18 protein-coding genes, 1 other RNA gene, 1 pseudogene and 1 riboswitch are annotated in these 23,867 nt (G+C 55.3%); of the genes and pseudogenes, 8 read left to right on the top strand and 12 right to left on the bottom strand.

The features are described 5' to 3' along the window. Positions 1-28 precede the first annotated feature (28 nt). Positions 29-205, top strand: a riboswitch (yybP-ykoY riboswitch). 1 nt (position 206) lies between these two features. Further along, positions 207-782, top strand: coding sequence for a TMEM165/GDT1 family protein (locus tag KOE80_RS14380; protein WP_009456260.1), 576 nt, complete (start codon positions 207-209; stop codon positions 780-782). Positions 783-787: 5 nt separating this feature from the next. Here KOE80_RS14380 and KOE80_RS14375 read toward each other — a convergent pair whose 3' ends face one another. Then, positions 788-2,494: a methyl-accepting chemotaxis protein gene (locus KOE80_RS14375; RefSeq protein ID WP_226349410.1), complete on the bottom strand. Its 1,707-nt coding sequence runs from the start codon at positions 2,492-2,494 to the stop codon at positions 788-790. Positions 2,495-2,696: 202 nt separating this feature from the next. Beyond that, positions 2,697-3,320: a helix-turn-helix domain-containing protein gene (locus KOE80_RS14370; protein WP_026483008.1), complete on the bottom strand. Its 624-nt coding sequence runs from the start codon at positions 3,318-3,320 to the stop codon at positions 2,697-2,699. A gap of 852 nt (positions 3,321-4,172) precedes the next feature. Between KOE80_RS14370 and KOE80_RS14365 the strand changes: the two genes are divergently transcribed. Both KOE80_RS14365 and speE read left to right on the top strand, forming a co-directional pair. Further along, entirely contained in the window at positions 4,173-5,258 is a 1,086-nt protein-coding gene (locus tag KOE80_RS14365; RefSeq protein ID WP_226349409.1) for an ATP-binding protein, read from the top strand. Positions 5,259-5,432: 174 nt separating this feature from the next. Then, on the top strand, positions 5,433-6,710 hold the full coding sequence (speE, locus tag KOE80_RS14360; RefSeq protein WP_226349408.1) for a polyamine aminopropyltransferase: 1,278 nt from the start codon (positions 5,433-5,435) through the stop codon (positions 6,708-6,710). A gap of 111 nt (positions 6,711-6,821) precedes the next feature. Here speE and KOE80_RS14355 read toward each other — a convergent pair whose 3' ends face one another. Next, complete coding sequence (locus KOE80_RS14355; protein WP_035272635.1) at positions 6,822-8,531, bottom strand: sulfate adenylyltransferase; 1,710 nt, start codon at positions 8,529-8,531, stop codon at positions 6,822-6,824. 461 nt (positions 8,532-8,992) lie between these two features. On the opposite strand from KOE80_RS14355, the gene KOE80_RS14350 reads away from it, so the two are divergent. Beyond that, complete coding sequence (locus KOE80_RS14350; protein WP_226349407.1) at positions 8,993-12,436, top strand: PAS domain-containing hybrid sensor histidine kinase/response regulator; 3,444 nt, start codon at positions 8,993-8,995, stop codon at positions 12,434-12,436. Here the strand turns inward: KOE80_RS14350 and KOE80_RS14345 are convergent. The 7 genes and pseudogenes from KOE80_RS14345 to sstT form a co-directional block, all read right to left on the bottom strand. Beyond that, positions 12,423-13,085 carry a response regulator transcription factor gene (locus KOE80_RS14345; protein WP_035272636.1) on the bottom strand — a complete coding sequence of 221 codons (663 nt, stop codon included), beginning with the start codon at positions 13,083-13,085 and terminating at the stop codon, positions 12,423-12,425. The genes KOE80_RS14350 and KOE80_RS14345 overlap by 14 nt on opposite strands. A gap of 130 nt (positions 13,086-13,215) precedes the next feature. Continuing rightward, positions 13,216-14,880, bottom strand: coding sequence for a cation acetate symporter (locus tag KOE80_RS14340; RefSeq protein WP_088450403.1), 1,665 nt, complete (start codon positions 14,878-14,880; stop codon positions 13,216-13,218). Next, positions 14,877-15,188: a DUF485 domain-containing protein gene (locus KOE80_RS14335; protein ID WP_009456280.1), complete on the bottom strand. Its 312-nt coding sequence runs from the start codon at positions 15,186-15,188 to the stop codon at positions 14,877-14,879. Before KOE80_RS14335 ends, KOE80_RS14340 begins: the two co-directional genes overlap by 4 nt. A 286-nt stretch (positions 15,189-15,474) precedes the next feature. Continuing rightward, entirely contained in the window at positions 15,475-16,323 is an 849-nt protein-coding gene (locus KOE80_RS14330) for a MurR/RpiR family transcriptional regulator (RefSeq protein ID WP_226349406.1), read from the bottom strand. 194 nt (positions 16,324-16,517) lie between these two features. Next, positions 16,518-17,021, bottom strand: a complete 504-nt coding sequence (locus tag KOE80_RS14325; RefSeq protein ID WP_009456284.1) for a nucleoside 2-deoxyribosyltransferase — start codon at positions 17,019-17,021, stop codon at positions 16,518-16,520. Positions 17,022-17,355: 334 nt separating this feature from the next. Then, the gene (locus KOE80_RS14320) at positions 17,356-17,988 is read right to left on the bottom strand and encodes a LysE family translocator (protein WP_226349405.1); all 633 of its coding nucleotides are present in this window, start codon (positions 17,986-17,988) and stop codon (positions 17,356-17,358) included. Between the two features lie 158 nt (positions 17,989-18,146). Next, positions 18,147-19,373, bottom strand: a pseudogene (sstT, locus tag KOE80_RS14315) (serine/threonine transporter SstT). Positions 19,374-19,517: 144 nt separating this feature from the next. On the opposite strand from sstT, the gene ssrA reads away from it, so the two are divergent. From ssrA to KOE80_RS14295, 4 genes are all read left to right on the top strand, one after another. Next, positions 19,518-19,879, top strand: a transfer-messenger RNA (tmRNA) gene (gene ssrA / locus KOE80_RS14310). A 116-nt stretch (positions 19,880-19,995) separates the two neighbouring features. Continuing rightward, positions 19,996-20,619, top strand: a complete 624-nt coding sequence (locus KOE80_RS14305) for a glutathione S-transferase family protein (RefSeq protein WP_226349404.1) — start codon at positions 19,996-19,998, stop codon at positions 20,617-20,619. A gap of 155 nt (positions 20,620-20,774) precedes the next feature. Beyond that, positions 20,775-21,710: an NAD(P)/FAD-dependent oxidoreductase gene (locus KOE80_RS14300; protein WP_226349403.1), complete on the top strand. Its 936-nt coding sequence runs from the start codon at positions 20,775-20,777 to the stop codon at positions 21,708-21,710. A 93-nt stretch (positions 21,711-21,803) separates the two neighbouring features. Further along, positions 21,804-22,499 carry a class I SAM-dependent methyltransferase gene (locus KOE80_RS14295; RefSeq protein ID WP_060185300.1) on the top strand — a complete coding sequence of 232 codons (696 nt, stop codon included), beginning with the start codon at positions 21,804-21,806 and terminating at the stop codon, positions 22,497-22,499. Positions 22,500-22,555: 56 nt separating this feature from the next. On the opposite strand, the gene KOE80_RS14290 is transcribed toward KOE80_RS14295, so the two are convergent. Beyond that, a complete protein-coding gene (locus KOE80_RS14290; protein WP_060185299.1) occupies positions 22,556-23,017 on the bottom strand; it encodes an Rrf2 family transcriptional regulator in 462 nt (153 codons plus the stop codon). Positions 23,018-23,149: 132 nt separating this feature from the next. Continuing rightward, the gene (locus KOE80_RS14285) at positions 23,150-23,803 is read right to left on the bottom strand and encodes an FMN-binding negative transcriptional regulator (RefSeq protein WP_226349402.1); all 654 of its coding nucleotides are present in this window, start codon (positions 23,801-23,803) and stop codon (positions 23,150-23,152) included. Between the last annotated feature and the right edge of the window lie 64 nt (positions 23,804-23,867).

Here is a 23,867-nt window from a genome sequence, read left to right as displayed (position 1 = left end):
GACAGGCGTCTTAATCTGGGCTACGATGCGCTTCGTCATTAGGGAGTAGCCGCTTCGGTTTACCGAAGATCAGCGTCAACATACTTGACCTACACAGGGTCATGGCGCTGATAGCAACTTAGCCTGGCAAGACTTTTGACCATGGACCTTCGCGTTTGGCCGGGAAGGTTTGTGGTCATTTGTCTCTTATCCGGCCAGGAGTTGTTATGGAAGCGTTGTTTATCTCCACGGGTGTGGTTGCCTTGGCAGAAATTGGGGACAAAACCCAATTGTTGGCTTTTATTCTTGCAGCCCGCTACAAACGCCCTTGGCCCATCATTCTCGCTATTTTCATAGCAACCTTAGTTAATCACGGTCTGGCTGGCGCCATTGGTGCTTGGGTTCCCGCTTTGCTGGATCCGGAAGTGCTGCGTTGGGTGCTGGGTATTTCCTTTCTGGCCATGGCCATATGGATTCTGATTCCTGACAAGATCGATGATGCCGAAGCCACCCGTACGCGTTTTGGTGTTTTTGGCACAACGCTGGTGACATTCTTCCTGGCCGAGATGGGCGACAAGACACAGATTGCGACGGTCGCTTTGGCTGCTAAATATCAAGAGTTCGGTTTGGTGGTGCTGGGCACGACCTTGGGCATGATGTTGGCCAACGCACCTGCCGTTTTGTTTGGCGAGCGCATTGCCCGCCGTTTGCCGACTCAGTTGGTACACCGGATTGCTGCCTGTATCTTTGCTGTGCTGGGCGTGCTGGCCTTGTTGGGAGGGGCTGAAAGCCTGGGCTTTTAGCGAACTCAGGTACTGGATGCCAATTGTCGTAGTCGGCCTGGGTGGGCTGGTTTGCGACGAGCGGCGTCCATTTTCACAACCGGGGCCAGGATCAAGGGGGCAGCAGAGCGAGTGGGTGGATGAGTATGCGCACTTTCTCCGTGATTCAGGACACTGATAGCCTCTTGCAGTTCGGCCCCATTCTGGTTCAGTTCCTGCGCTGTTTCACTCAAGTCATGGACCAGAGCGGCATTGTCGCTGGTGATTTGGTCCACCTGTTTCAAGGCCTGGGTCAACTGGCCCAAACCGATGCTCTGCTCGCTGGTGGCAGCAGAAATCTCACCCATCAAACCCGCAACCTCAGACACGGATGTCAGGATTTCCTGCATGGTCTGCCCCGCATGGGCGGCGTGGGTGGCACCTTCAGCACTGAGGGTTTGGGTTTCGGTGACCAGTTGCTTGATTTCATCGGCCGCTTGAGCCGCTTGCTGAGCCAGCGAACGCACGGCAGAGGCAACCACCGCAAAGCCTTTACCGGCCTCTCCGGCGCGGGCCGATTCAATTGAGGCGTTGATCGACAGGATATTGGTTTGAAAGGCGATGTTATTGATCATCGACACGATATTGCCGATATGCTGCGAGCTTTCCAGAATCTGCTGCATGGATGAGCTGACTTTCTGAACCGCCTCGTTCCCGCGACCCGCGATATCCGCGCTGCGGCTAGCCAGTTCGTGGCTGGCCTTGGCGTTTTCCGCGGTCTGTAGAACGGCTTGCCCAAAGGAGCTCATACTGGCAGTGGTCTGCTGCATGGAGGCCGCTTGCTCTTGAGTGCGTGCTTCCAGCAGGGCGCTGTTATCCGAGAGCTTGCGTGACACCATTTGATTGTTGCTGCAGCTATGGTCCACGTCGGTACTAATGCTCATCAGGCTCTTACGCATCAGATCCAGATTCTGGCCCAGCGTTTCCAGCTTCTTCACAGCGGGTCCGCGTGTGTTGACTGTCAGGTTGCCTGCGGCAATTTGTTGGGCGATGTGCGTGGCCGTTTTAAACGATCCCAAAACCCGTCGCATCAGCACGGCCTGATAGCCCAAAATCATCAGTGTCCCCACCCCCAGAGAACTGGCCAGGAGGATCATGCTTTGCTGTGGCATTTCCGTATTCAGGATCATGGCAATAATCCCGCCGGTAATACCCAGATTCAACAGGCCTTTTCGTAAAAAGGCGGCCAGCAAACTGGGGCCAGCCAGGAAACGAAGGCCGGCAAAAGGGCGACGCCAGCTGCGAGCTGTAATTTGGCCAGCGCGTATCGTTCGGGAACGATTTCGACCTTCGCGCAATTCCTGATAAAACTGTTCAGCTGCTTGAATATCCTGAGGTTTTGCGCGCACACGAACCGACGCAAAGCCGGTTAATTCCCCTTGTTCAATAATGGGACTGGCATGGGCCAGAACCCAATAAAAACCGCCGTCTTTACGGCGATTCTTTACCACCCCCACCCACGAACGGCCCTGTTTTAAGGTATGCCACAAATCTGCAAAAACTTCGGATGGCATATCGGGGTGACGCACGATATTGTGCGGCTCGCCAATCAATTCTTCCCGACTAAACCCGCTCACCTCGACAAAGGCCGGGTTCGCATAAATGATGCGGCCGGCCAGGTCAGTTTTGGAAATGAGATATTGCTCGTCCAGCAGCTCGGTTTCGATGCCGGTAATTGGTAGGTTCTTGCGCATAGCCTTTCCCTTTGTATTTTTGTATCAGCAAAAGACTCGAGATAAACGGATCAATTTCTTGTTGTGAATTTTCGTGAATAGTATCATTTGATTCGTTTTTTATGTCTAAAAATAAAAAAATGATAATCAAATGAAAATTTTTGTCACAAAAAGATCGAAATTGAAAAAATTGATCCTGGCTGATAAAGGGAAGAGGACGTGCTCAGGAGGGCAGGTATTGGGCGTGGAAGGCTTCGCTGAGCAGCTGCAGGAGCAGGGCAATGGGAATGGGCTTGGCCAGGGCTGTTGCTTTGCCGGGCAGACCGCCACGCGCGTGAATATCGGCGGCGCTCAATGCAGAAATCACATAAATCTGGGTATGTTCGGTTTCAGGGGCATCGGCCAGCGCCTTGAGCATGGCAAAACCATCCAGTTTGGGCAGGTTCAGGTCCACGATCAGCACATCAGGGTAGAAATTGCCGGCAGCAATCAGACCTTTCAGGCCATCTTGTTCGCAGCGCAATTCGACCGGGAAGGGCAGATGTTCCATGGCCATGCGGTAAATCGCCAGCAAATCCAGGTCGTCTTCAACGACCAGTACGCGCAGGCAGGGTTCACCGCTGCAAACAGGTAGGCTGGGAGTGATCGGAGCATCAGGCGTCGGGGGGCTGGTTTGCCCACGGCGCTCTTGCAAGATGGCTTGTACGGAATCGCGGTCGATGCGTCGGTGCCCGCCTTGGGTTTTCCAGGCTTTCAGGGTCCCGGCTTCTACCCAAAGTTGTACGGTGCGTACAGACACACCTAGTAAATCAGCAGCCTGCCGAGTGGAGTAAACGGCGTCGTTCATGGAGTCAACAAAATGAAAGCAGGCCAGACCGGGGAAAGAAAGGCTATGGGCCCCGATGTAGCAGTGCAGAGTGTAGAGACGGTATTAGTAAGTACAGAAATACTACTAATGGCAATGGGAAGTGGCCTGTTCACGCCAAGTGATAGGCAGAGTATTCGACACACATGCTTCTAATATCTCCGATTTTCAGATGTTCATGCTTCATCAGGGACTCACTTCAATCGGGCGGGCCTGTGAACCTGGACTCGCCTTGCTGATTTTACGCGTATCCCTTGCGCTGTCGTGTTACCGGACGGGCCCAGTGTGGGGAGCTGAACACACTTATAAGTGTTGATGTTACGGGCGGGTCCGGGCGGTGCTCGGCTTGTCGGGCCAAGAAAAAGGGTGTTAGCACCCTAGCACTTGTTTTTATCGTTAGTCTTGATCCTGGTCAGTCTTTATGAAATAAATAGGAATCCATTTTGTACAAGTTCCCTTGTTTCCTCAAAGAAAATTTATGCGCCTTATGATACGGCTGTTTCTGCCGTTAAGCAGTATGGGCGGTGGTTTTGGAGTAAAACTTTTAAAAAGTACTAATCCCTTTCTTATTGTTCCGCCTGATTGTTATGAAATTTATTTATTAGGCGATTAACCGTTTTTTCACCCAGGCTGATGCAAAGGCATTGGCAGATCAGTAATCCCATCTAGAAAAATGCTTGGTTTATCCGCTGGACTGGCTTTTTGTCGCATGGAGATTGAAACCACACTGAGGCAGGCCTGGTGCTTGTTTTGGGACGAAAATAGGGGATTGGCTTGTTGCTCACACTATTTACCAGTTTTTTGATCGGGCAACGTTTGTTTGACCGAGCGAGCGTGCCTAAATGGCCGGGACAGGCTTATGAAAAAGCACATCGCTTTGAGCAAATGCTGGATGCCTTGCCCGATGCCATTGTCATGTTCGATTCCTGTGGGCGAATTGAGGGTTGTAATCGGGCCATGCGGCGTTTGCTGGATACGCCGGAATTGGCCAATGACAACGATGATTTAATCCATTTTTTCCAGAATCTGGAAAAAGGAATACGGGCAGATTTAGCGTATTTGCTCCCTGGGATTAGTCAGGTTATTAACCGCGAAAAAAATCCTTTTTACTACATGCACCGGGATGGGGAAGGGGAACAGGCCCGTGCCCTGGAGTTTCATGCCTATGCGGCCTCCGATTCAGACAGCGCAACTTTGTTGATGATTCGCGATGTCAGCACAAAAATGCAACAGGAGCGCGATCGTGCCGACTGTTTTGCCATGGCTGCCCATGAAATACGCTCTCCGCTGGCCGCCATCAGCGGCTATATCCAATTGCTGCAACTGGAGACAACCCCGTCAGCCTGGGCCAGCAAGATCTACTCTCAATTACATGAAAAGGTTCGTGGCGTTGATGTGCTGCTGGATGATTTGACGCGCTTGAATCGCATGGAGTACGAGGGGACGAGCATGCAGGAATGGCGCGAGTCCGATTTGCGTGCCGTGCTGCGCCTGAGTCTGCGCCCTTTTCACGAACAGCGCCACCGCATTTACCTGGATGTGCCCGAGTATGGCTTATGGGCCAAGGTGGATATCGTTCCTTTATTGGTAGCTCTGCGCAATGCGCTGGAAAATGCCCTGAAGTACTCCGCGCCAGACACCATGGTGACCCTGCGCTTGCAGCCGGGCGAAACCGGTTGGGCTCGGATAGAGGTCCTGGACCAAGGGCCGGGAATTGATCCGCTCTATAAAGAGAAGGTCTTTGACAAGTTCTATCGCCTGCCCGGGCAACAGGTGCAAGGAAGCGGTCTGGGCTTGTCCATTTTGCGCTCGATTGTTCACCATCATGGGGGCAGAGTCTATTTCAAGGACCGTCCGGGTCCAGGAGCGCATTTGGTCATGGAATTGGTTCTGCTGCCTTCCGCGTCGTATATACCTTAATCTTCCCTAAAATAGGGTTATTTTCATATATTTAAGTTTGATATAAGGTACAATTTGCGCTCTTTTCGATGAAGCGAGGTGATCGCCATTCCAGGTGCACCTCGCTTTGAAGTTTTTACGTTGCGGTCGTCTCGTTGGTAGGGAGCGCAAAATCTGTTAAAGGAGCACACGATTATGCAAGGCTTGCACTTGACCGCAGACCTTTACCAATGTGCATGCAGCCCGGAGCTGCTAATCGATGCCCAGAAACTGGCTGATTTTTGCCGTCAGCAGACTATTGATGCAGGGCTGACGATTGTTGGTGAAGAGTGGCAGGCATTTCCCGAATTTGAAGGGCAGCCTGGTGGTGTTACCGGGGTACTGTTATTGGCCGAGTCTCACTTGGCCATCCATACCTGGCCAGAGCGTGGTGGCGTGACGCTGGACGTCTATGTCTGCAATTTCATGCAGGACAATTCGGGCAAGGCGACCCGCCTGATTGACGGTATTGAGCAGGCTTTCAAGCCCGGCCAAGCCCAGCGTAATCGCTTGTGGCGTGGCGAGGCTGATGGCCCGGCCCATGCTGGTGAACTGCTGACGGAAAACCTGAATCAGGATGCGCTGTACGGCTTTCGCTTCACCGAGCGTTTGCTGGAGCGCCAGACTGCTTTTCAGCGTCTGGAGTTGCTGCGTTCCGAAACCTTGGGTAAGACCTTGCGCCTGGACGGTTGCATGATGACTTCCGAGGCCGAAGAGTTCTTCTACCACGAAGGTCTGATTCACCCGGCCGCTATGTCTCACCCGAATCCACGCCGTGCCCTGATTGTGGGCGGTGGGGATGGTGGAGCCCTGGAAGAGTTGTTGAAGTACCCCAGCCTGGAGCGAGTCTCTCTGGTTGAGCTGGATGGGGAAGTGATCGAGGTGGCCCGCGAGCACTTGCAGTCCATTCACAAGGGGGCGTTTGATAACCCGCGTGTACAAATTCAGATCGAAGACGGCGCGAAGTTCCTGGCCCATACACAGGATCGCTTTGACTTGATCTATCTGGACCTGACCGACCCCGAAACTCCGGCCGGCCCCTTGTACACGACTGCCTTCTTTGAGTCCTGCAAACGTGCGCTGGCAAGTGGTGGTGCTTTGGTATTGCACCTGGGTTCGCCTTTCCACGAAAGTCAGCAGGTCAAGAACCTGAGCGAATCCCTGGCCAGTGTGTTTGCACAAGTGCATGGCTACGGTCTGCATATCCCGCTGTACGGCTCTTACTGGGGGCTGGCAATTGCCTCCGACGAGCTGAACCCGCGTGCTTTCTCCGCCGATCAAATCCAGGAACGACTGGAGCAGCGTATGAGCAACGAGAACCAGGATTCCCTGCAGTTCTACAACGCTGATATTCATGGCGCCTTGTTTGCTCTGCCTACTTTTTACCGCCGCCTGATGCCTGTGAATGAGGTCAATCTGGAAGAGGTCTGTTGAGCAGGTTCTGGACAGTTTGAGTCTGCCTTCGGGCAGATTTCGTGATGAAAAAGCCCCTGATCTTGTCAAGGTCAGGGGCTTTTTCTGTTCAGGGGGAAGCTGGATAGAGCCTTATTCCTTATCCGCCCCACGATAGCGCTGGTAAGGCAGGACGTTCCAGGTCCTTTTGGTCAACTGCTTGGCAGAAATCACGGTCGGAATATCATCCAGCAAGCTGCGGGCCGAATGCAGCTCGCGCACGACTTCCTGCTTGTCCTGATACATGAACTCGTCCGAGGCTTCTTCCGGTGCTTGCTGCTGCTTTTCTTCCAGATCGCTGATCAGACGTTCCTGCTGGAAGCGTAGAGCAGCACGTGCATCCTCAATCCAGGCGGCTTGCATGCTGCGGTTGTGATCCACCACGGCGCTGTACTCGGTGTACACCCCGTTGTAGATATCTCCCGCATGGTGCCGCACGTCGTGGCTGGCGATTTCCAGATCGCGCACCGTCAGCTGAGATGGATCCAGCGGTTCACTACGCTTGGCCCCGCCCAGACGGGTGTACTGGGTGTAGTAGGGGAACATGCTCTGGATCACCTTGCTGACAGGCTGGATTGCTTCGCCTTCCTCGCACAGTCCTTTGGGCTGTACGCCTTGCATGGCCGGCAGAATGGATTCAGGGCGGCAAATTTCCTTGGGCGGCATGATGCCGTGACGCAGCATCTCGCGAATGCCGGTGCCGGAGATGGTCAGCCTGAAGCGATCATCGTGCGGGCAGGTCTCGGAAGTGGCATGGCAGGCACAACGCGTGCAGTAAAACACTTCGTGGAACAGGCGCACATCAATGCCCATTTCCTTGGGGCTGAACTGATCGAAAATACTGTGGCTGGCGTACTTGTCGTAGTAGCTGCCAATCCCGGCGTGATCTCGACCAATCAAGGCGTGGGTGCACCCATAGTTCTTCATGATCAGGGCATGCAAAATGGTTTCGCGCGGACCCGCAAAAATATAGGTGACCCGCAGCGGCGAGAGGATGGCACGGTCCTTGGGGTAGTAGGTATCCAGTACGTTTCGGTAGGCCATCATGCGGAACTCGTGGCGCACGTATTCACGCTTGGCCATCTCTACCAGTGGCTGCAGGAACAGGCCATCAATCCCTTCCAGCGCATTGCGGTGAATGTACTCGTGGCCACGGTGCAGCGGATTCGCACCGGTGATAAAGCCTGCCACGGAATTGAATTTCTTTTCTTCGTAGAACAGGCGCCAGGTGTCTTTGGGTTCGCGGCGCAGCTTCTCGAACGGGCCCCAGTCCACACGCTGCAGCAGGTGCAAGGTGCCACCCAGGGACACATCGCCCATGCGGCGGTAAATGGAGTCCACGCCGGGGTGATTTCTGTCCGTGGTGCCAAACAGTTGCTGGGCGCGTTGCTCTTTGTCGTAGGAGAAGATGTCCTCGATGCTCAGGATGGCTACCGGCTCGTTGTCGCTATTGGTCAGCGCCACTTCAGAGCCGACCGAAAGTCCTTTAATAATGTCGCGGTTGCGATCGCCAATCGGGGCGAAGCTCAGCGGCACAGGCCACACCACACCATTACTCAAACGACCCTCTTTGAGCACGGAGTTGTAGTCGGCCTCGTTCATGAAGCCTTTGTTGGGGGAGAGCACGCCCGTAGCAATCATCTCGATGGTGATGACGGCTTCCAGATCCACGCGGATGCTGGGCAGGGTGCGCGCACGTTCGATCTCGTCCTTGACGCGATCCTCCGGGACAACCTGGTTGACCAGCGTTCCACCGTGCGGTTGCTGTGGATAGCGATCAAAGTTCAATGTTGAGTGGTTCATATTGCCTCCTTTAATTTGCCCCGCATGACGATGAAAGATAGTTTTTTTGTCGGGGCGTTTTTCGTTTGCGAGTGATAGATGAGTTCTGGACTGGAGCAGTGACTCCCCGGTTTCAAACGCTCTATTTCTTCTTGTGATGCCAGACGAAAGCTCTTCGTCCAAACAGGTGATGCAGCGCTGGCTTGAATACCGCCTGCGCATTGTTTTGCTGCGCTTGTTAAATGCGACATGAGGACAGGAATGCAGGCATCGTTCCGGGTTTATCGGTGCGTGAGGTGATCCTCGCCGTGGCTCATGATGCTGCGGGTGCTGCCTGCCCCAGGAGATCCGTCCTGAAAATCAAATTGGGTATAGGTGATAAGCCCTAGTTTTCCGAGCTCAGATCCTGCTGGAACTGTCTTAGTATTACTCACAATCGCGAGAAAAATCATCGCGTTATACCAAAGTAGGAGACAGTGCAGATGACGCCAGCTTGGGTGGTGTTGGCCTCGTTGATTTACGCCGCAATTTTGTTCGCCATTGCCTGGTTCGGGGACAGGAATCCTTTGTATACCCAGCGCCCCTGGTTGCGACCTACGGTCTACAGCCTGGCCCTGGCTGTGTACTGTTCGTCGTGGACGTTTTACGGCGCGGTCGGGTCAGCCGTGCGCTATGGCATTGGTTTTCTGCCTATTTATCTTGGCCCCATGCTGATGCTGCTGTTTGGCTGGCGGATTATTGAACGTCTGGCGCTGGTGGCTCAATCCCAGAACACGGTTTCCATTGCGGACTTCATGGCCAGTCGTTATGGGCGCTCGCAGCGCTTGGCGGCCATGGTGGCGGGGATTGCCGTGGTGGCGGCCGTGCCGTATCTGGCCCTGCAATACAAGGCGGTGGCCTTGAGTTTGAGTGTGCTGGCCGGGACCGAGTTTCACGCCGGGCTGTTTGGTGATCCGGCCTTGTATGTCGCGATTTTGATGGCCTTGTTTTCTATTCTGTTTGGAACACGCCAGGTGGACGCGACCGAGCATAGACCGGGTTTGATGCTGGCCGTGGCCTTTGAGTCCGTGGTGAAACTGGTGGCCTTGGTGGCGGTTGGCCTGTTCGCCTTTCGCTGGTTTGGCAAGACTGAACTGAATATGGTGGGGGCCGTCAGCACACTGTTCGAGAACAGTCCGCCGGTGGGTTTTGTCGGTCAAACCTTGCTGGCCTTTGCCGCGATTATTTGTTTGCCCCGTCAGTTCCATGTGGCCATTGTGGAATGTGGTGACGTGGTGGATATACGGCGGGCGCGCTGGTTGTTTGGGGCGTATCTGCTGGTGGTCAGCGTCATGGTCTTGCCGATTGCTGCGGCAGGTGTCAGCCTGTTTGGCGTCGGGGGCGAGGGCGTGGCGCCGGACAGTTTTGTGCTGGCCTTGCCCCTGTCGCAAAACCAGGTTGGCTTGGCCTTGATGGTTTACATAGGCGGTTTTTCGGCTGCAACTGGCATGGTCATTGTGACCAGTGTGGCGCTCTCAACCATGGTCAGTAATGACTTGGTGATGCCTTTGTTGCTGCGTCGTGGCTGGGCGCAGTATCAGCAAAGTACGGTGGCCTCCACAGTGCTATGGATACGCCGTGTCGCCATCATGGCGCTGGCGGGTGTGGCTTACGGCTATTACATGCTCAGTGGCAGCGATACGACCCTGGCCGCGTATGGGCTGATGGCCTTTGTGGCGGTTGCGCAGTTTGGGCCGGGCTTGATTGGTGGTTTGTATTGGCGCGGTGCCAGTCGACAGGGCGTAGAGGCCGGACTGCTATTGGGCTTTGCCATCTGGGTCTACACCTTGCTCTTGCCGACGCTGACCGAGGTGGGCTGGCTGGCGGATGATTGGTTGTATCACGGGCCATTTGGCCTGTCCTGGCTGCGCCCTTATCAACTTTTTGGCGTAGAGGGCTGGGACCCGCTGACACATGGCACTTTCTGGTCCCTGCTGTGCAATATCAGCGCCTTTTTGTGGGTGTCCTGGCGCCGGCGTCCGGGCTTGGGAGAGCGCTTGCGGGCCGAACCGTTTCTTAATCCTTATGCGGAGCGGCAGACCTTGGCGGCCCGTCATTCTTATGGGGATTTGTCGGTCCAGGATTTGCTGCTTTTGGCAGAGCGTATCGTTGGTAAAAAAATGGCGAAGCGGGCTTTTGAAACGCAGGCCAGACAGGCCAAGCAATCGCTGGAGCCTGGTTTGCGGGCGGATAGTTCCTGGGTGCATTTCACGGAGCTATTGCTGGCAGCTGCGGTGGGGGCCGCGTCCGCGCGCCTGGTGCTGACCAGCGCCTTGCGTGGTTCGGGCATGGAGGTGGCTGCCATCATGGCCGTGCTGGATGAGGCGGGGCAGGAACTGCGTTTCAATCGGGATATTTTGCTGGCCACCCTGGAGAACATTGATCAGGGTGTCAGTGTGGTGGATGCGGACATGCGGCTGGTCGCCTGGAACCAGCGCTATCAGCAGTTATTCGATTACCCGCCCAGCATGTTGTACGTGGGGAGGTCCGTGGCGGATCTGATTCGCTTTAATGCCGAGCGGGGCAAGGTCGATGGCGTGGAAAGCATAGGGGTGGAACAAGCTATAGAGCGTCGTATTCAGTTCATGCGCGAAGGCTCTTCCTATGTGACTCAGCGTATGTTGAATGACAAGCAGGTGATCGAGCTGCGGGGGCGGCCTTTGCCGGGCGGCGGTTATGTCACCAGCTATAGCGATATTACGCACTACAAGCGCGTGGAGCGCGAGCTGCGGGAGATGAACGACAGCCTGGAGCAGCGTGTCGCGGTGCGTACGCAGGAGGCGGAAAAAGCTCAGGAGTCTCGTACCCGATTCTTGACGGCCGTCAGCCACGATGTGCTGCAACCGATTAACGCGGCACGTCTGTTTGCGGCGGCCTTGCGCGATACGCATGACCTGGCGGAGATGCCCAATCTGGCCGAACGAGTCGATACCTCTTTGCGTACGGCGGAGGAATTGCTGGAAGGCCTGCTGGATATTTCCCGTCTGGATGCCGGAGCCTTGAAGCCGGATCTGGGCGTGATCAATGTGCAGCATCTGCTGCAGCATTTGGCAGACCAATACGCTCCTATGGCTGCACGACGTGGTATCCAGTTGCGGATTCATGCTCGACCTTTGCAGGTGTATAGCGACCATCGTCTGTTGCGGCGCGTGCTGCAGAATTTCCTGGCCAATGCCTTGCGCTACACCCAGGAAGGACGAGTGGTGTTTGGCGTGCGTGTCCGGGGCGAGGAGCTGGAGTTTCAGGTCTGGGACTCAGGCCAAGGTATCCCGCCACATCATATTCAGCAGATTTATGCGGAGTTTCATCGCTATGAACAAGCCTTCGATTGGGATGGCCGTGGCCTGGGCTTGGGCCTGTCCATTTGCCAACGTATTGCGGTCTTGCTGGGGCACACGCTGGATGTGCGATCCGAAGTGGGGCGTGGCAGCATGTTCTCCATTCGCGTTCCTTTGAGTGACGCTACGCAGGCCAGCAGTCAGCAAAATAACGAGTCCAGCAAGCCTGCCGATGGCTTGCCTTTAACAGGCTTGCGTGTGCTGTGTCTGGATAACGATCTGGATATTATTGCGGGTATGGAAGTGCTGCTGGGGCGTTGGGGAGCACAAATTATCACCGCCAACACGGTAGATAGCGCTTTGGAGAAAATTGCCTTGAGTCCCGATGTCTTGCTGGTGGATTATCACTTGCATGATAGGCTGGACGGCTTGCAGGCACTGCAACTATTGCGTCTGCATCTGCCCCATGCGCAAGGCGCTTTGTTGACGGCGGATGGTAGCGACGAGCTGAAAGCAGCGGCTCGACAATATGGCTATCTGGTGCTGACCAAGCCGGTAAAGCCCGCTTCACTGCGAGCTTTTTTGGCCGCGCAAATTAAAACGTATTAGCGTCCTGGGATTCGTCCTGGTTCAGGCCAAGATGACTGGCCATCAAGACCGCCTGGGTGCGATTGGAAGCACCGAGCTTGCGCAGGATGGCGGTCATGTGCGCCTTGATGGTGGCCTCCGAGACATTCAGTTCGTAGGCAATTTGCTTGTTCAGTTGTCCGGTACTAAGCATCTGCAGAACGCGAAATTGTTGCGGTGTCAGCTCGCGCAATTTCGCCGCGACCTCCCGTTCGTCCAGGCTGATGCCCGGAGAGGAAGAGCCGATTTCCGGCAACCAGGTGCCACCATCCAGAACCACCTGCAGGGCCACGCCCAGCGTCTGTGCATCAATGGATTTTGGGATGAAGCCCATGGCTCCGTGATCCATGGCGCGGCGCATGAAGCGTGCCTCTTCATGGGCGGTGACCAGAATGATGGGAAGGCAGGGGTAGGTCGCGCGTAAATGGACCAGAGCGCTGAAACCGATTGCCCCTGGAATATCCAGATCCAGCAAGAGCAGATCGGCGTCAGGATGGTCGTCGACCAGGGGATACAAATTGGAGATACGATCCGCTTCGTAGATGGCCGTGCCGGGAAACAGGTTAGCGACGACGCCTCGTAACGCCTCACGAAATAGTGGGTGATCGTCAGCAATGAGCAGTTCATTCATGTGGGGATTATGCCATGTTCAAGTATCTGTAATGGTGCCTGCCAGGATGAGCTGCACATCAGTAAAAACAGGGCACCGAAATGCCCTGTTTTTTGTCCCTGCGTGCTGATTAAGTCAGCGTTGAAAAGGTTTAGTGAGCGCTGGCGCTGGCAGCACCAATGCCGGTTTGACTGCGTACGGTCAGAGCCTCGAAGGCTTCGCGTTCCTGGGTAGCGCGGGCGCTGTTATCCAGGGTCGAGAACAGCCAGATCGAGAAGAAAGCCAGTGGGATGGACAGGATGCCGGGGTTAGGGAAGGGGGTGATGGGCTCGGCAAAACCGAATACATCGACCCACACCGTGCTGCTCAAGACCACCCACACCGTGGCGGTGACCAGGCCCAGGAAGCCGCCAATGGTGGCGCCCCGTGTGGTGCAACCACGCCAGGCGATCGACAGCACCAGAACCGGGAAGTTGGCACTGGCGGCAATGGCAAAGGCCAGGCCCACCATGAAGGCGACGTTCTGGTTTTCAAAGATAATGCCCAGCAAAATCGCCAGCACACCCAACACCACTGTGGAGATACGCGAAATGCGCATCTGGTCTTTTTCGGTGGCGCGGCCTTTGGCAATGACGTTGGCGTACAGGTCATGCGAAATGGCGGCGGCACCGGCCAAGGCCAAGCCTGCAACCACGGCCACAATCGTGGCGAAGGTAACTGCTGCCAGGAAGCCCAGCAACAGGTTGCCGCCTACTGCATTGGCCAGGTGCACCGCCACCATATTGGTGCCGCCAATCAGGTTGGTCAGCATGTTGAAGGAGCCGTCCGGACCCGTCTGGAAGTACTCGGGATGCTTGACCAGCAAGGCAATCGCACCGAAACCGATGATGAAGGTCAGCAGGTAGAAGTAGCCAATAAAGCTGCTGGCGTAGATCACGGATTTGCGGGCTTCCTTGGCATCGGCCACGGTAAAGAAACGCATCAGGATATGCGGCAGACCTGCGGTACCGAAGGCCAGGGCAATACCCAGGGACAGCACGTTCAGCGGGTTGCTGCTGACAGCTGCGCCGGGTTCAAGAATGGCGTGTCCGGTAGGGTGTGTTTCCACGGCAGCGGCCAGCATGGCATCGACATCCCAGTAGAACGCAGCCAGAACCAGAATCGTCATCAGTGTGGCACCGAACAGCATCAGTACGGCCTTGATGATTTGCACCCAGGTGGTGGCTGTCATGCCGCCAAAGGTGACGTAAATCATCATCAGTGAACCTACGATGACGACGGCCACGTTGTAGTCCAGACCAAACAGCAGCACGATCAGCTTGCCAGCGCCGACCATTTGCGCGATCAGGTACAGGGCGATGATCAATAGGGAGGCACTGGCCGCCAGAATCCGCATGGGGTTTTGCGACAGGCGAAACGAGGTGACGTCGGCAAAGTTGTAGCGGCCCAGATTGCGCAGGCGCTCTGCAATCAGGAACATCACAACCGGCCAGCCGAACATGAAGCCGATGGCGTAAATCATGCCGTCGAAACCGCTGACGTAGACCATGCCCGCAATCCCCAGGAAAGAAGCGGCGGACAGATAGTCCCCGGCAATTGCCAGGCCGTTTTGAAAGCCGGTCAAACCGCCACCAGCGGTGTAAAAGTCGGACGTGGTGCGTGTACGGCGGGCCGCCCACCAGGTAATGACCATGGTCCCGGCAATAAAGATCAGGAACATCACAATGGCAGAGGTATTGGCCTGGCCGGAAGAGGCTGCCATGGCATTGCCACTGGCCATGCCAAACAGGCCCAGGCTCAGAAGTAGTTTCTTCATGTCACGTCCTTCATGATTTGAGCCAGCAAGGGGTCATACACCTTGTTGGAAATGTAGACGAAGGTGGACACCAGGACGACGGCACTAATGAGCACAATGGCGGCGCTAAGTACGCCAATGGTCATGGTCATGGAACCGACAGAACGGCTGAAAAGTTCGGGGTCAAAGGCCAGGGTCAAGATAAAACCGGCGTACACAATCACGGTCAAGCCGAAAAAAATCAGGCTCATGCGGTTGCGTCTTCTAAGCAGTTCTTGATAGGCAGGGTGCTGAGTTACTGCCGTCACGACAGTATTGGCTGAGCTCATTCTTATGTCTCCTTATGGGGTTTGATGATTCTTGGCATCGAGGCTCTCTAAACACGGCGTGTACAGAGAGTTGGCGCTTGAGGGCGCTCTGTGTACAGCATGTATAGAACGAATCAACTTTTCCCAACAGGCGACTTTGGTCGTAGATGAGGGAGGAGAAGGCTCTGATTTTGGAGCCTTGGTTTAGCTGGGCGGGGAAAATGATGCAGGAGACGCACAGGCACAAGAGCTGGTCTCTTCTGCTCTGAGTAGCTTGCAGAGCTTGAGAAGGGAGTTTTTTGTTAGTTCAAAACAGCGCGTCAGCGGTGGCCAGTTCTTGTTCTGATTCATCACGGCGATCAGCGCCACGTACTTTCAGTATTTCGGACAGCAGCAGATGAGACAGGCTGGCAACGGCCACCGAATTATCAGGCAGCGCTTCAGGCCCAGGCTGGCAGGGAAGGGGCCAGCGGGTTTTGGGCCGCTCTTTGTAATCCTGGTCGGTGATCAGCACGATGTCCGCACAGCGTGTTTCCAGGCGTCCGATCAGCTCCGGCATGTGGCTGGGGCGTGGATGCAAATCAAAAACAATCACGACATCCTGGTGCTGAATGTCGGCCAGGTAGTCGGAGACGGTTTGCCCCGCTCCGGGGATAAGCCGTACGCCCGGCATGAGTTTGGACAAATGCCAGTAAAAATGCCCGGCCAGAAAGTAGTTTGCCTGTAAACCCACCAGCCAAACCTGCCGCGCACGGCTGATGGCCTGACTGGCTTCCTGCAGAACAGAATGGGACAGATGCCGATAGGTATTGCCCAGCTTGCTATAGCTTTCCTGCAAGTGTGAGTGCAAGGCGGCCTCGCCCGGAGATAGCGGCTGGTGGACCGAGGTGAAGGAGTCATCCGTTCTTTCCGTGCGAATCTGCTTGCGTGCCGCTTCGTAGTTGGCGTATTCCAGACGACGGATCAGACGTGTGACAGTGGCATTGGAAACTTGGGCCAGACTGGCGAGTTCCGAGGCGTTGTAGCTGGATAAATCACCCGAGAAATCCAGTGTGAATTGGGCCAGACGTCGCTCGGAGGCGGGGAGATCACTAAGAATGGCGCGTACACGATCAAGAAAAGAGATGTTGCTGGTGTCTGGCATGGTGCTGGGCATAGCCCTGTTTTTTTGATTCAGGAAAAGCGGGTGCGGCGGGGAACCAATTGTGGTTCCTGTGTACGGGCAGGGAATTTCAAGTTCACATCATACCTGAGTACAAGATGCGTTTAATTTCCCTGAAAACCGTTTAATTTTGACTCTGTTTGACTGCTTGTGATTGATTAATCAGCAGTATTTTTTCCGAAAATGAATTAGCCAATAGCTTTGAAATAATCCTGTGCGGCGATCAGGGCATCCGTAAAGGAACCGTGTACAAACTCCGTGCTGATCGCCACCATCAAGTTCGAGGGCAGGCCAAAGTCTTCGATCAGCGCACCATTGCGATCACGCCAGATCTGGCTGGCCGGGTCCAGCACAACTGGGCTGTAGTGCTCGCGTACGGTGTCCAGAACGGTATCGGCGGTAGAGCGGTAGGTAAAAACAGGCAGGCCCTGGGCTACGGCGTAACCGATTTCAAAAGCGGTGCCGGTATCAATCTCTGCGCCTCGAAAGGGCGTGATGTTGGCCAGAACCGCATCGGCTTGGTCCAGCAGACGAATATTATGGTGGTAGATAGCCGAGGCCTCGATCTCTTCCTGATCAACGGGATGCAAGGGCTTGAAGCCAAAGTCTCGTACCAATTGCTTGTGCAGCTTGGCACGCTCGGTGGCATCGCTGAAAAACACATCAGGACCCGCTAAATAGATACGCTTCATCTTGGCTCCTTGTTGATTCGGGGTGAAGGGAAATCGTGCCGGTTCAGGCTGGGCTGCTGGCCGCTGGGGCAAACCGGAATTTGTGAGGACATGGCTGTTCTGAACCCATAGCAGGCTATTCGTGGTGGCCATCTGAATGATGATATACGATCCCATCAGCCTGAACATGGCGCTGGGTGAAAGGACCTGGCACGGGTTTGCGGTTTGTCGTTTGGCCTGTTGCTCTAGCGTCACGGATGGTGAGGTGCAGTCTTGTGGTAGGCAAGACTGGCTTGCAGCACATAAGAAAAAGGGACCGATTCAGGTCCCTTGTTTTCCTTGGAGGTTGCGATCTTCAGTTGACATTACCGCGTCGATACAGACTTAACGCAATACCCAGACCTGCCAGCATGCCAGCACAAGCCCGGTTCAACCAACGCATAGCCTTGCCGGAAAGCAGCCGCATGGCGTGATGGCCACCCACGGCGTAGACAGTCATTAAAGCCATATCAATCAGGGCTGTGACCAAGGCCAGTGTGATGTACTGAACGGCAATCGCTTCTTCCGGACGAATGAATTGCGGCAAAAATGCAGAGAAGAACAGCAGCGCTTTAGGGTTGGACAGGGCAACCAGCAAAGATCGCAGAAAAGCCGCGCGACCCGTCCGAACTTTTTCCGTGGGAGTGTCTGTCTGGATAGAGCCGACCGGAGCGTGCCAGAGACCATAGGCCAGATAGAGCAGATACGCCGCACCTATCCACTTCACCACTGTGAAAAGCTGCTCGGAGGCAAGCAGCAGCGCGCCCAGTCCACAGCCGACAGCAGCAATCAGAATCAGGTCCGAGAGCGCCGCACCCGCAATACCGCATGCTGCGATCCGTTTGCCGCCATGTGCACCATTGTTCAAGGCAAGCAGCATGGTGGGACCCGGTATGATAGTGACGGCCGATACTGCAACGATATATAGAGAAAGGCTGGCTAAATCCACGAAGATTCCTTGGTAAGAGTCTGATTGCAGAAGCATTGAGTGCCTGCGCACTCAAGCATGGCGGCGGGTACTTGGGCTGAGGCAATCAGGCGTTGCTTGATCGGCCTACAAAAAGGGCCAGCCTGAATGGCTGGCCCCTTGTGCGTCAAGATATCAAATCAGGCACGGCCTGGTTCGAGTGTTGCCGCAGCGGTAAACAGCACGTCGGTCGAGGAGTTCAAGGCCGTTTCTACCGAGTCTTGCACCACCCCAATCACAAAGCCTACGCCAACCACTTGCATGGCGACATCGTTGGAAATACCGAACATATTGCATGCTAGTGGAATCAGCAGCAAAGAGCCACCAGCAACGCCCGATGCACCGCAAGCGGCAATGGTAGCCACCAGGCTCAGCAGCAGGGCGGTAGGCAGGTCAGCCGGGATTTCCAGTGTGTGCACCGCAGCCAGCGTCAGGACGGTAATCGTGACGGCAGCACCGGCCATATTGATGGTGGCACCCAGTGGAATTGAAACCGAGTAGGTGTCTTTATGCAGGCCCAGGCGTTCGCACAAAGCCATGTTCACGGGGATGTTGGCGGCAGAACTGCGGGTGAAAAAGGCTGTGATGCCGCTTTCACGCAGGCAGGTGAATACCAGCGGGTAGGGGTTGCGACGAAGCTTGGCAAACACGATCAAGGGGTTGATGACCAGAGCCACCACCAACATGCAGCCTACCAGCACGAGCAGCAGCAAACCGTATTGGCGCAGCGCATCAAAGCCGGACTCGGCAATAGTGACTGCTACCAGACCAAAAATACCCAGCGGTGCAAAGCGAATGACCAGGCGCACCAAGGACGACACGGCATTGGCCATATCGGTCAGCAGGTCGCGAGAACCTTGCGAGCCGTGTTTCAGCGCCAGACCCAGAGCAATAGCCCAGGCCAAAATGCCCATGTAGTTGGCATTGAGCAAGGCATCAACCGGGTTCACCACAATGCTGGTCAGCAGATCCAGCAATACCTCAACGATATTGCCAGGAGGGTTCAAGGTGGCATCGGCCAGATCCAGCTAGAGCTTGACCGGGAAGGCGAAGCTGGCGATTACGGCAATCAGTGCAGCCAGGAAGGTGCCCAGCACGTACAAGAGCAAAATAGGACCCATGCGGGTGGAGGACTGGGCTTTTTGGTTGGCAATGGAAGACATCACCAGAACAAACACCAGAATCGGCGCAACCGACTTCAAGGCAGAGACAAATAATTGGCCCAGCAGGGCGATCGAGTGCGCGGCATCGGGAGCAAAGCGTCCCAGCAAAATACCGGCGACCAAACCGATCACAATTTGAGTAACAAGACTGCCGTGCAGGATAAAGCCTAATGGGCCTCTGGCTTGATTGGCGGGATGGGCCATGAAAAGCGACTCCAAACAAATGGGTAGGCGTGAAGTACGTGAAAAACGCTCTGGCGAGGACTCAGCCAGAGCGCGGAAGAGGGTTATTCTAGCACCAGGTGCTATACATTTTGTAGCCGATGTGATATGGTTGCTAATCCACATGGGGTCGACATGGCTTCGACGTGGGTCAAGAAGCAGATCAGGGCGTGTCGAGCACCAGTACGCTCGTAAATCCACTGGAAAACTACAAACGCCAACGACGAGCGTTTCGCTCTAGCCGCTTAAGGCTGGGCCACTGCACTAATTTGTCTTTGGGTTAGGTAGGGCAACCTACAGCAGTGTTATTTACAAAGAATCGAATCGGCCTGCGCCACGAAGTCCGGTTCTAAAACTTAGTGGATCGCCAAGGAAAGGCCTGTCAATTGGCACAGTCCAAGGTTAAAACTTAAAATTAATTGACTACACATGTAGAACTGTCTGTGGACGGCTTGCGGACGGGGGTTCAATTCCCCCCGACTCCACCAAGATATCCCAAGAAACCCAACAGCTTAACGGCTGTTGGGTTTTTTGTTTTCTGCTTGCCCAACAAGGCTTCAGCGTCATAATGATCCTTTCGTTTTATGGACAAAAGGAGATCGACATGTCTCGTTGGGTGTTCTATTCCGCGCCAGGGACCTGCGCGCTTGCCACTCATATTGCACTGCATGAAGCAGGGGCTGACTTTGATGTGGTCAAGCTGGATTTTGGTGCGAATCAACAGCAAAGCCCGGAGTTTCTGCGCGTCAATCCCAAGGGGCGTGTGCCGGCACTGGTGACAGAGCAGGGGGCTTTGACGGAAACTCCGGCTTTGCTGGCTTTTGTGGCGCAGAGCTTTCCGGATGCCAAGCTGGCGCCTTTGAATGATCCTTTTGGATTCGCCCGTATGCAGGAGCTGCATAGCTATCTGGCGTCCACGGTGCATGTGGCCCACGCACATAAGCGCCGTGGCTCTCGTTGGGCAGATGATCCAGCGGCGGAAGAAGCCATGCGCGCCAAGGTGCCGCAGAACATGACGGTTTGTGCGGCTTATCTGGAGTCCTTGATTGTGGGTCCCTGGGTGTTGGGCGATCAGTTCAGCGTAGCTGATGCTTATCTGTATACAGTAGGTGGTTGGCTGGAGGGGGATGCAGTCGATATGAGCCAATTTCCCAAACTAAGTGCTTATCTGGAGCGGGTAGGGGCGCGTGAAGCCGTGCGCAAAGCGGTAGCCGAGGCCGCTGCCTGAACGGCATTCTTTATATGCGTTGCGCTGTGTTCGGCATGGCGTAACGCCTTTCTTCCTATTCCCGAATCAAAATCGTAACAAACATAGTTTCATGAGTTGACCTGCTTTTCTCTAATACGTAACATGAAAAGATACGTTAAAGAGAGGGTGAATTTATGGACTTCGACATCATCATCGTCGGTGGCAGTTTTGCGGGTCAGGCTGCGGCGATTCAATTGGGTCGGGCGCGGCGGCGCGTACTTTTATTGGACGCGGGACAGCCCCGGAATCGCTTTGCCCAGGCCTCTCATGGTTTTCTGGGGCAGGATGGGCAGGCTCCGGCGGCCATCATGGCGACGACAAAACTTCAGCTTGCGAAGTACGAAACGGTCGAGCAGCGAGCCGGGCGTGCTGTGGAGGTTCATGCCATTGAGGGTGGGTTTCAGCTATTGACCGAGGACGCCCAGACCATCCGTGCGAGTCGCCTGATTCTGGCCACTGGCGTCAAGGACAGCTTGCCTGATATTCCCGGTGTGCAGGAACGTTGGGGCAGCAGCGTGCTGCATTGTCCTTATTGCCATGGCTTTGAGCTGAACCAGCAGCCGTTGGGTGTGTTGGCCAGCAGCGAGCTGGCTATACATCAAGCCATGCTGGTGCCAGATTGGGGGCCGACCACTTTGTTTACTCAAGCTGCATTTACACCGAGTGCAGAGCAGGAAGTCCAACTGATAGCGCGTGGCGTGCAGATCGAAAAGACACCGATTGCAGAGCTGTTGGGAAGCAAGCCTGGGCTGGAGGCAGTGCGTTTGCAGGATGGCAGAATCGTGGCTATTTCCGGCCTGTTTGTAGCGCCCAAAACAGAGCTGGCCAGTGACCTGGCCATACAGCTGGGTTGCAAGCTGACAGCGGGCCCTACGGGGTCTTTTATTGCTGTGGACCCCATGCAGCACACGTCCGTGCCGGGTGTGTTTGCGGCGGGTGATGCTGCCAGTCCCATGGCTAATGCCACCCTCGCAGCCGCCGCGGGGGTAATGGCGGCGGGTGGGGCACATCACTCCCTGATTTACGGCTTGGCGGAGCAGGGGGGAGCCAGCTCTGAAAAGGCTGCATGAGGCCAGAGTAACGTCCAGCGCCAAACTCCACGCAGACCGAGTAATGGCATAGGGTGTACCCATGCCATTGCTTACCACCCGCTCAGGATTTCAATGAAAACACCCACTTCCGTCCAGCCCTTTAGCGATCCTGCCTTGGTCGCCCGGTATGCCGATACAACACCACAGCGCATTCCTGGCTTCCATGATCTTCATCGCATGGCCTTGATCCTGCTTTCCGAACGGGTAACGAGCAATGCCAGGATTCTGGTCCTGGCAGCAGGTGGTGGGCTGGAGTTGAAGTCCTTTGTGCAAGCCCGCCCGGATTGGTCTTTCGTGGGAGTCGATCCTTCGCAAGCCATGCTGGATCTGGCGGCCCAGGTGCTAGGGCCTTTGGGGTCGCAAGTGGATTTGATACCAGGCTATGTGGACGATGCACCGCTGAAGCTGTTTGATGGTGCTACTTGTCTGCTGACTCTGCATTTCTTGTCAAAAGCAGAGCGCTTGTCGCTGTTGAAGTCCTTGCGCGCACGCTTGAAGCCGGGGGCGGCGCTTATCGTGGCTCATCATTGTCGGTCAGAGGAGGGGGCAACTGAGGACTGGCTAGCCCGATCCATCGCCTTTGCTACAGGGGCGGAAACTACGGCGGAAGCGATAAGTTCTGCATCAAATATGGCCCGGCATTTGACGCTGTTAAGCCCGCAGGAGGAAGAGGGTTTGTTGCGGGAGGCCGGGTTCTCGTCACCAGCCTTGTTCTATGCTGGGCTCTCGTTCCGGGGTTGGGTAGCCTATGCGGATGATCAGGCCTAATTGCTCAACCTTTGCTCTTGTATTGATCCTGCCCTGAACCAAGCAGAGCCTGCGGATTATTGCTCCGCTATTTTCCTGTCCAGCTCTGCCATTTCTGCCTTATAGAGCTGCTCAAACTCGGCCAATAGCTCTGCCAGGGGGATGGCTTCCAGCCTTTGCATGACCAGGGCTTCCGCTTCCTTGAGCACATCGCCCAAGGCGGCGTTAACCACTTTGGCGACACCGCAGCTTGGGTTCTCGTTCTCGTGGCCGATAAAGAAGATACGCGGTCCCCCAACCGCCTTGTGTATGTCCAGCAGCGTGACTTCTTGCAGATCACAGCTTAGCGTCCAGCCGCCCCCGTGCCCTTTCTCGGAGCGCACGTAGCCCGCCTTGCGCAAGCCGGCCATGGTGCGTCGGACGACCACGGGATTGGTGCTGAGCATGGTGGCGATTTGCTCGGAGGTAAATGGCTGATCGTGCCTGGCCATGTGCAGCAAAACATGCAGCATGCGGGAGAGCCGACTATCACTTCTCATATTCTTGACCTTGTAATGCACCGGGGAAGGAAGGGGGGAGGGTGTCCCGGTGCACGATGTCACATTATAAGTAGCAATAAGGGGATAGTCCGAGCGGGGTGGTTTGTACTTTGCAGTTGGCCGTCACCTTGCTTATTTCTTGGCCTCTTGTGCCCGTTTTTCTGCTGCCACCGCCTGCATCGCACTGCCAATGAAATGATCTCCCTGGCTGATTAATGCTGCTGATGCGGCCTCCACATCCCGAGCCTCCTTATTCTGGCTCAGCTTGGTTTTGCCGATCAGCCGAGTGATCTCAATTTCAATTCCGACAATGGCTTTCAGCATGGCGTCGATATAGTCCTTGGGGCCATCCGTCATCTTCCAGGGCACGGGCTGGCTGGCTTCGTGGATGCGGGTCAAACGTGCCACGGCACCGCGAACATAGCGTTCTTCATCGCGTATTCTTACTCGCCCATAGGCGTGTACCACGATGTAGTTCCAGGACGGGACTTGCTTGTGTGTTTCCAGTTTGCTTGGGAACCACTGTGGGGAGATGTAGGCGTCTCCTGCACGGAATATCACCATCACTTCGTCACCGTTTTCCAGGTCTTGCCAGACGGGATTGTTTCTGGCGACGTGGCAGTGCAGTACTCCTTGTGCACCTTCCTGGGGATGCAGCATGAAGGGCAGGTGATTCGCGCTTAATCCGCTTTTGCCATGGGCGACCAGAATGCCCAGGGGATGCTGGGCGATCAGCTCGTGCAGTGGTTCAGGCCGGGATTCATTGAAGTGAGCGGGGATATACATCGTTGTCTTTCTTGGCTTGGGATTCAGGATCAATGTGTCTATTATTGGTCTATTCTGGATCATT

Origin of the sequence: Alcaligenes sp. 13f (genome assembly GCF_020496585.1) — a bacterium.
Classification (GTDB): domain Bacteria; phylum Pseudomonadota; class Gammaproteobacteria; order Burkholderiales; family Burkholderiaceae_B; genus Alcaligenes; species Alcaligenes phenolicus.
The sequence above is the reverse complement of the archived record's forward strand: the minus strand, read 5'-3'. Positions and strand labels throughout refer to the sequence as shown.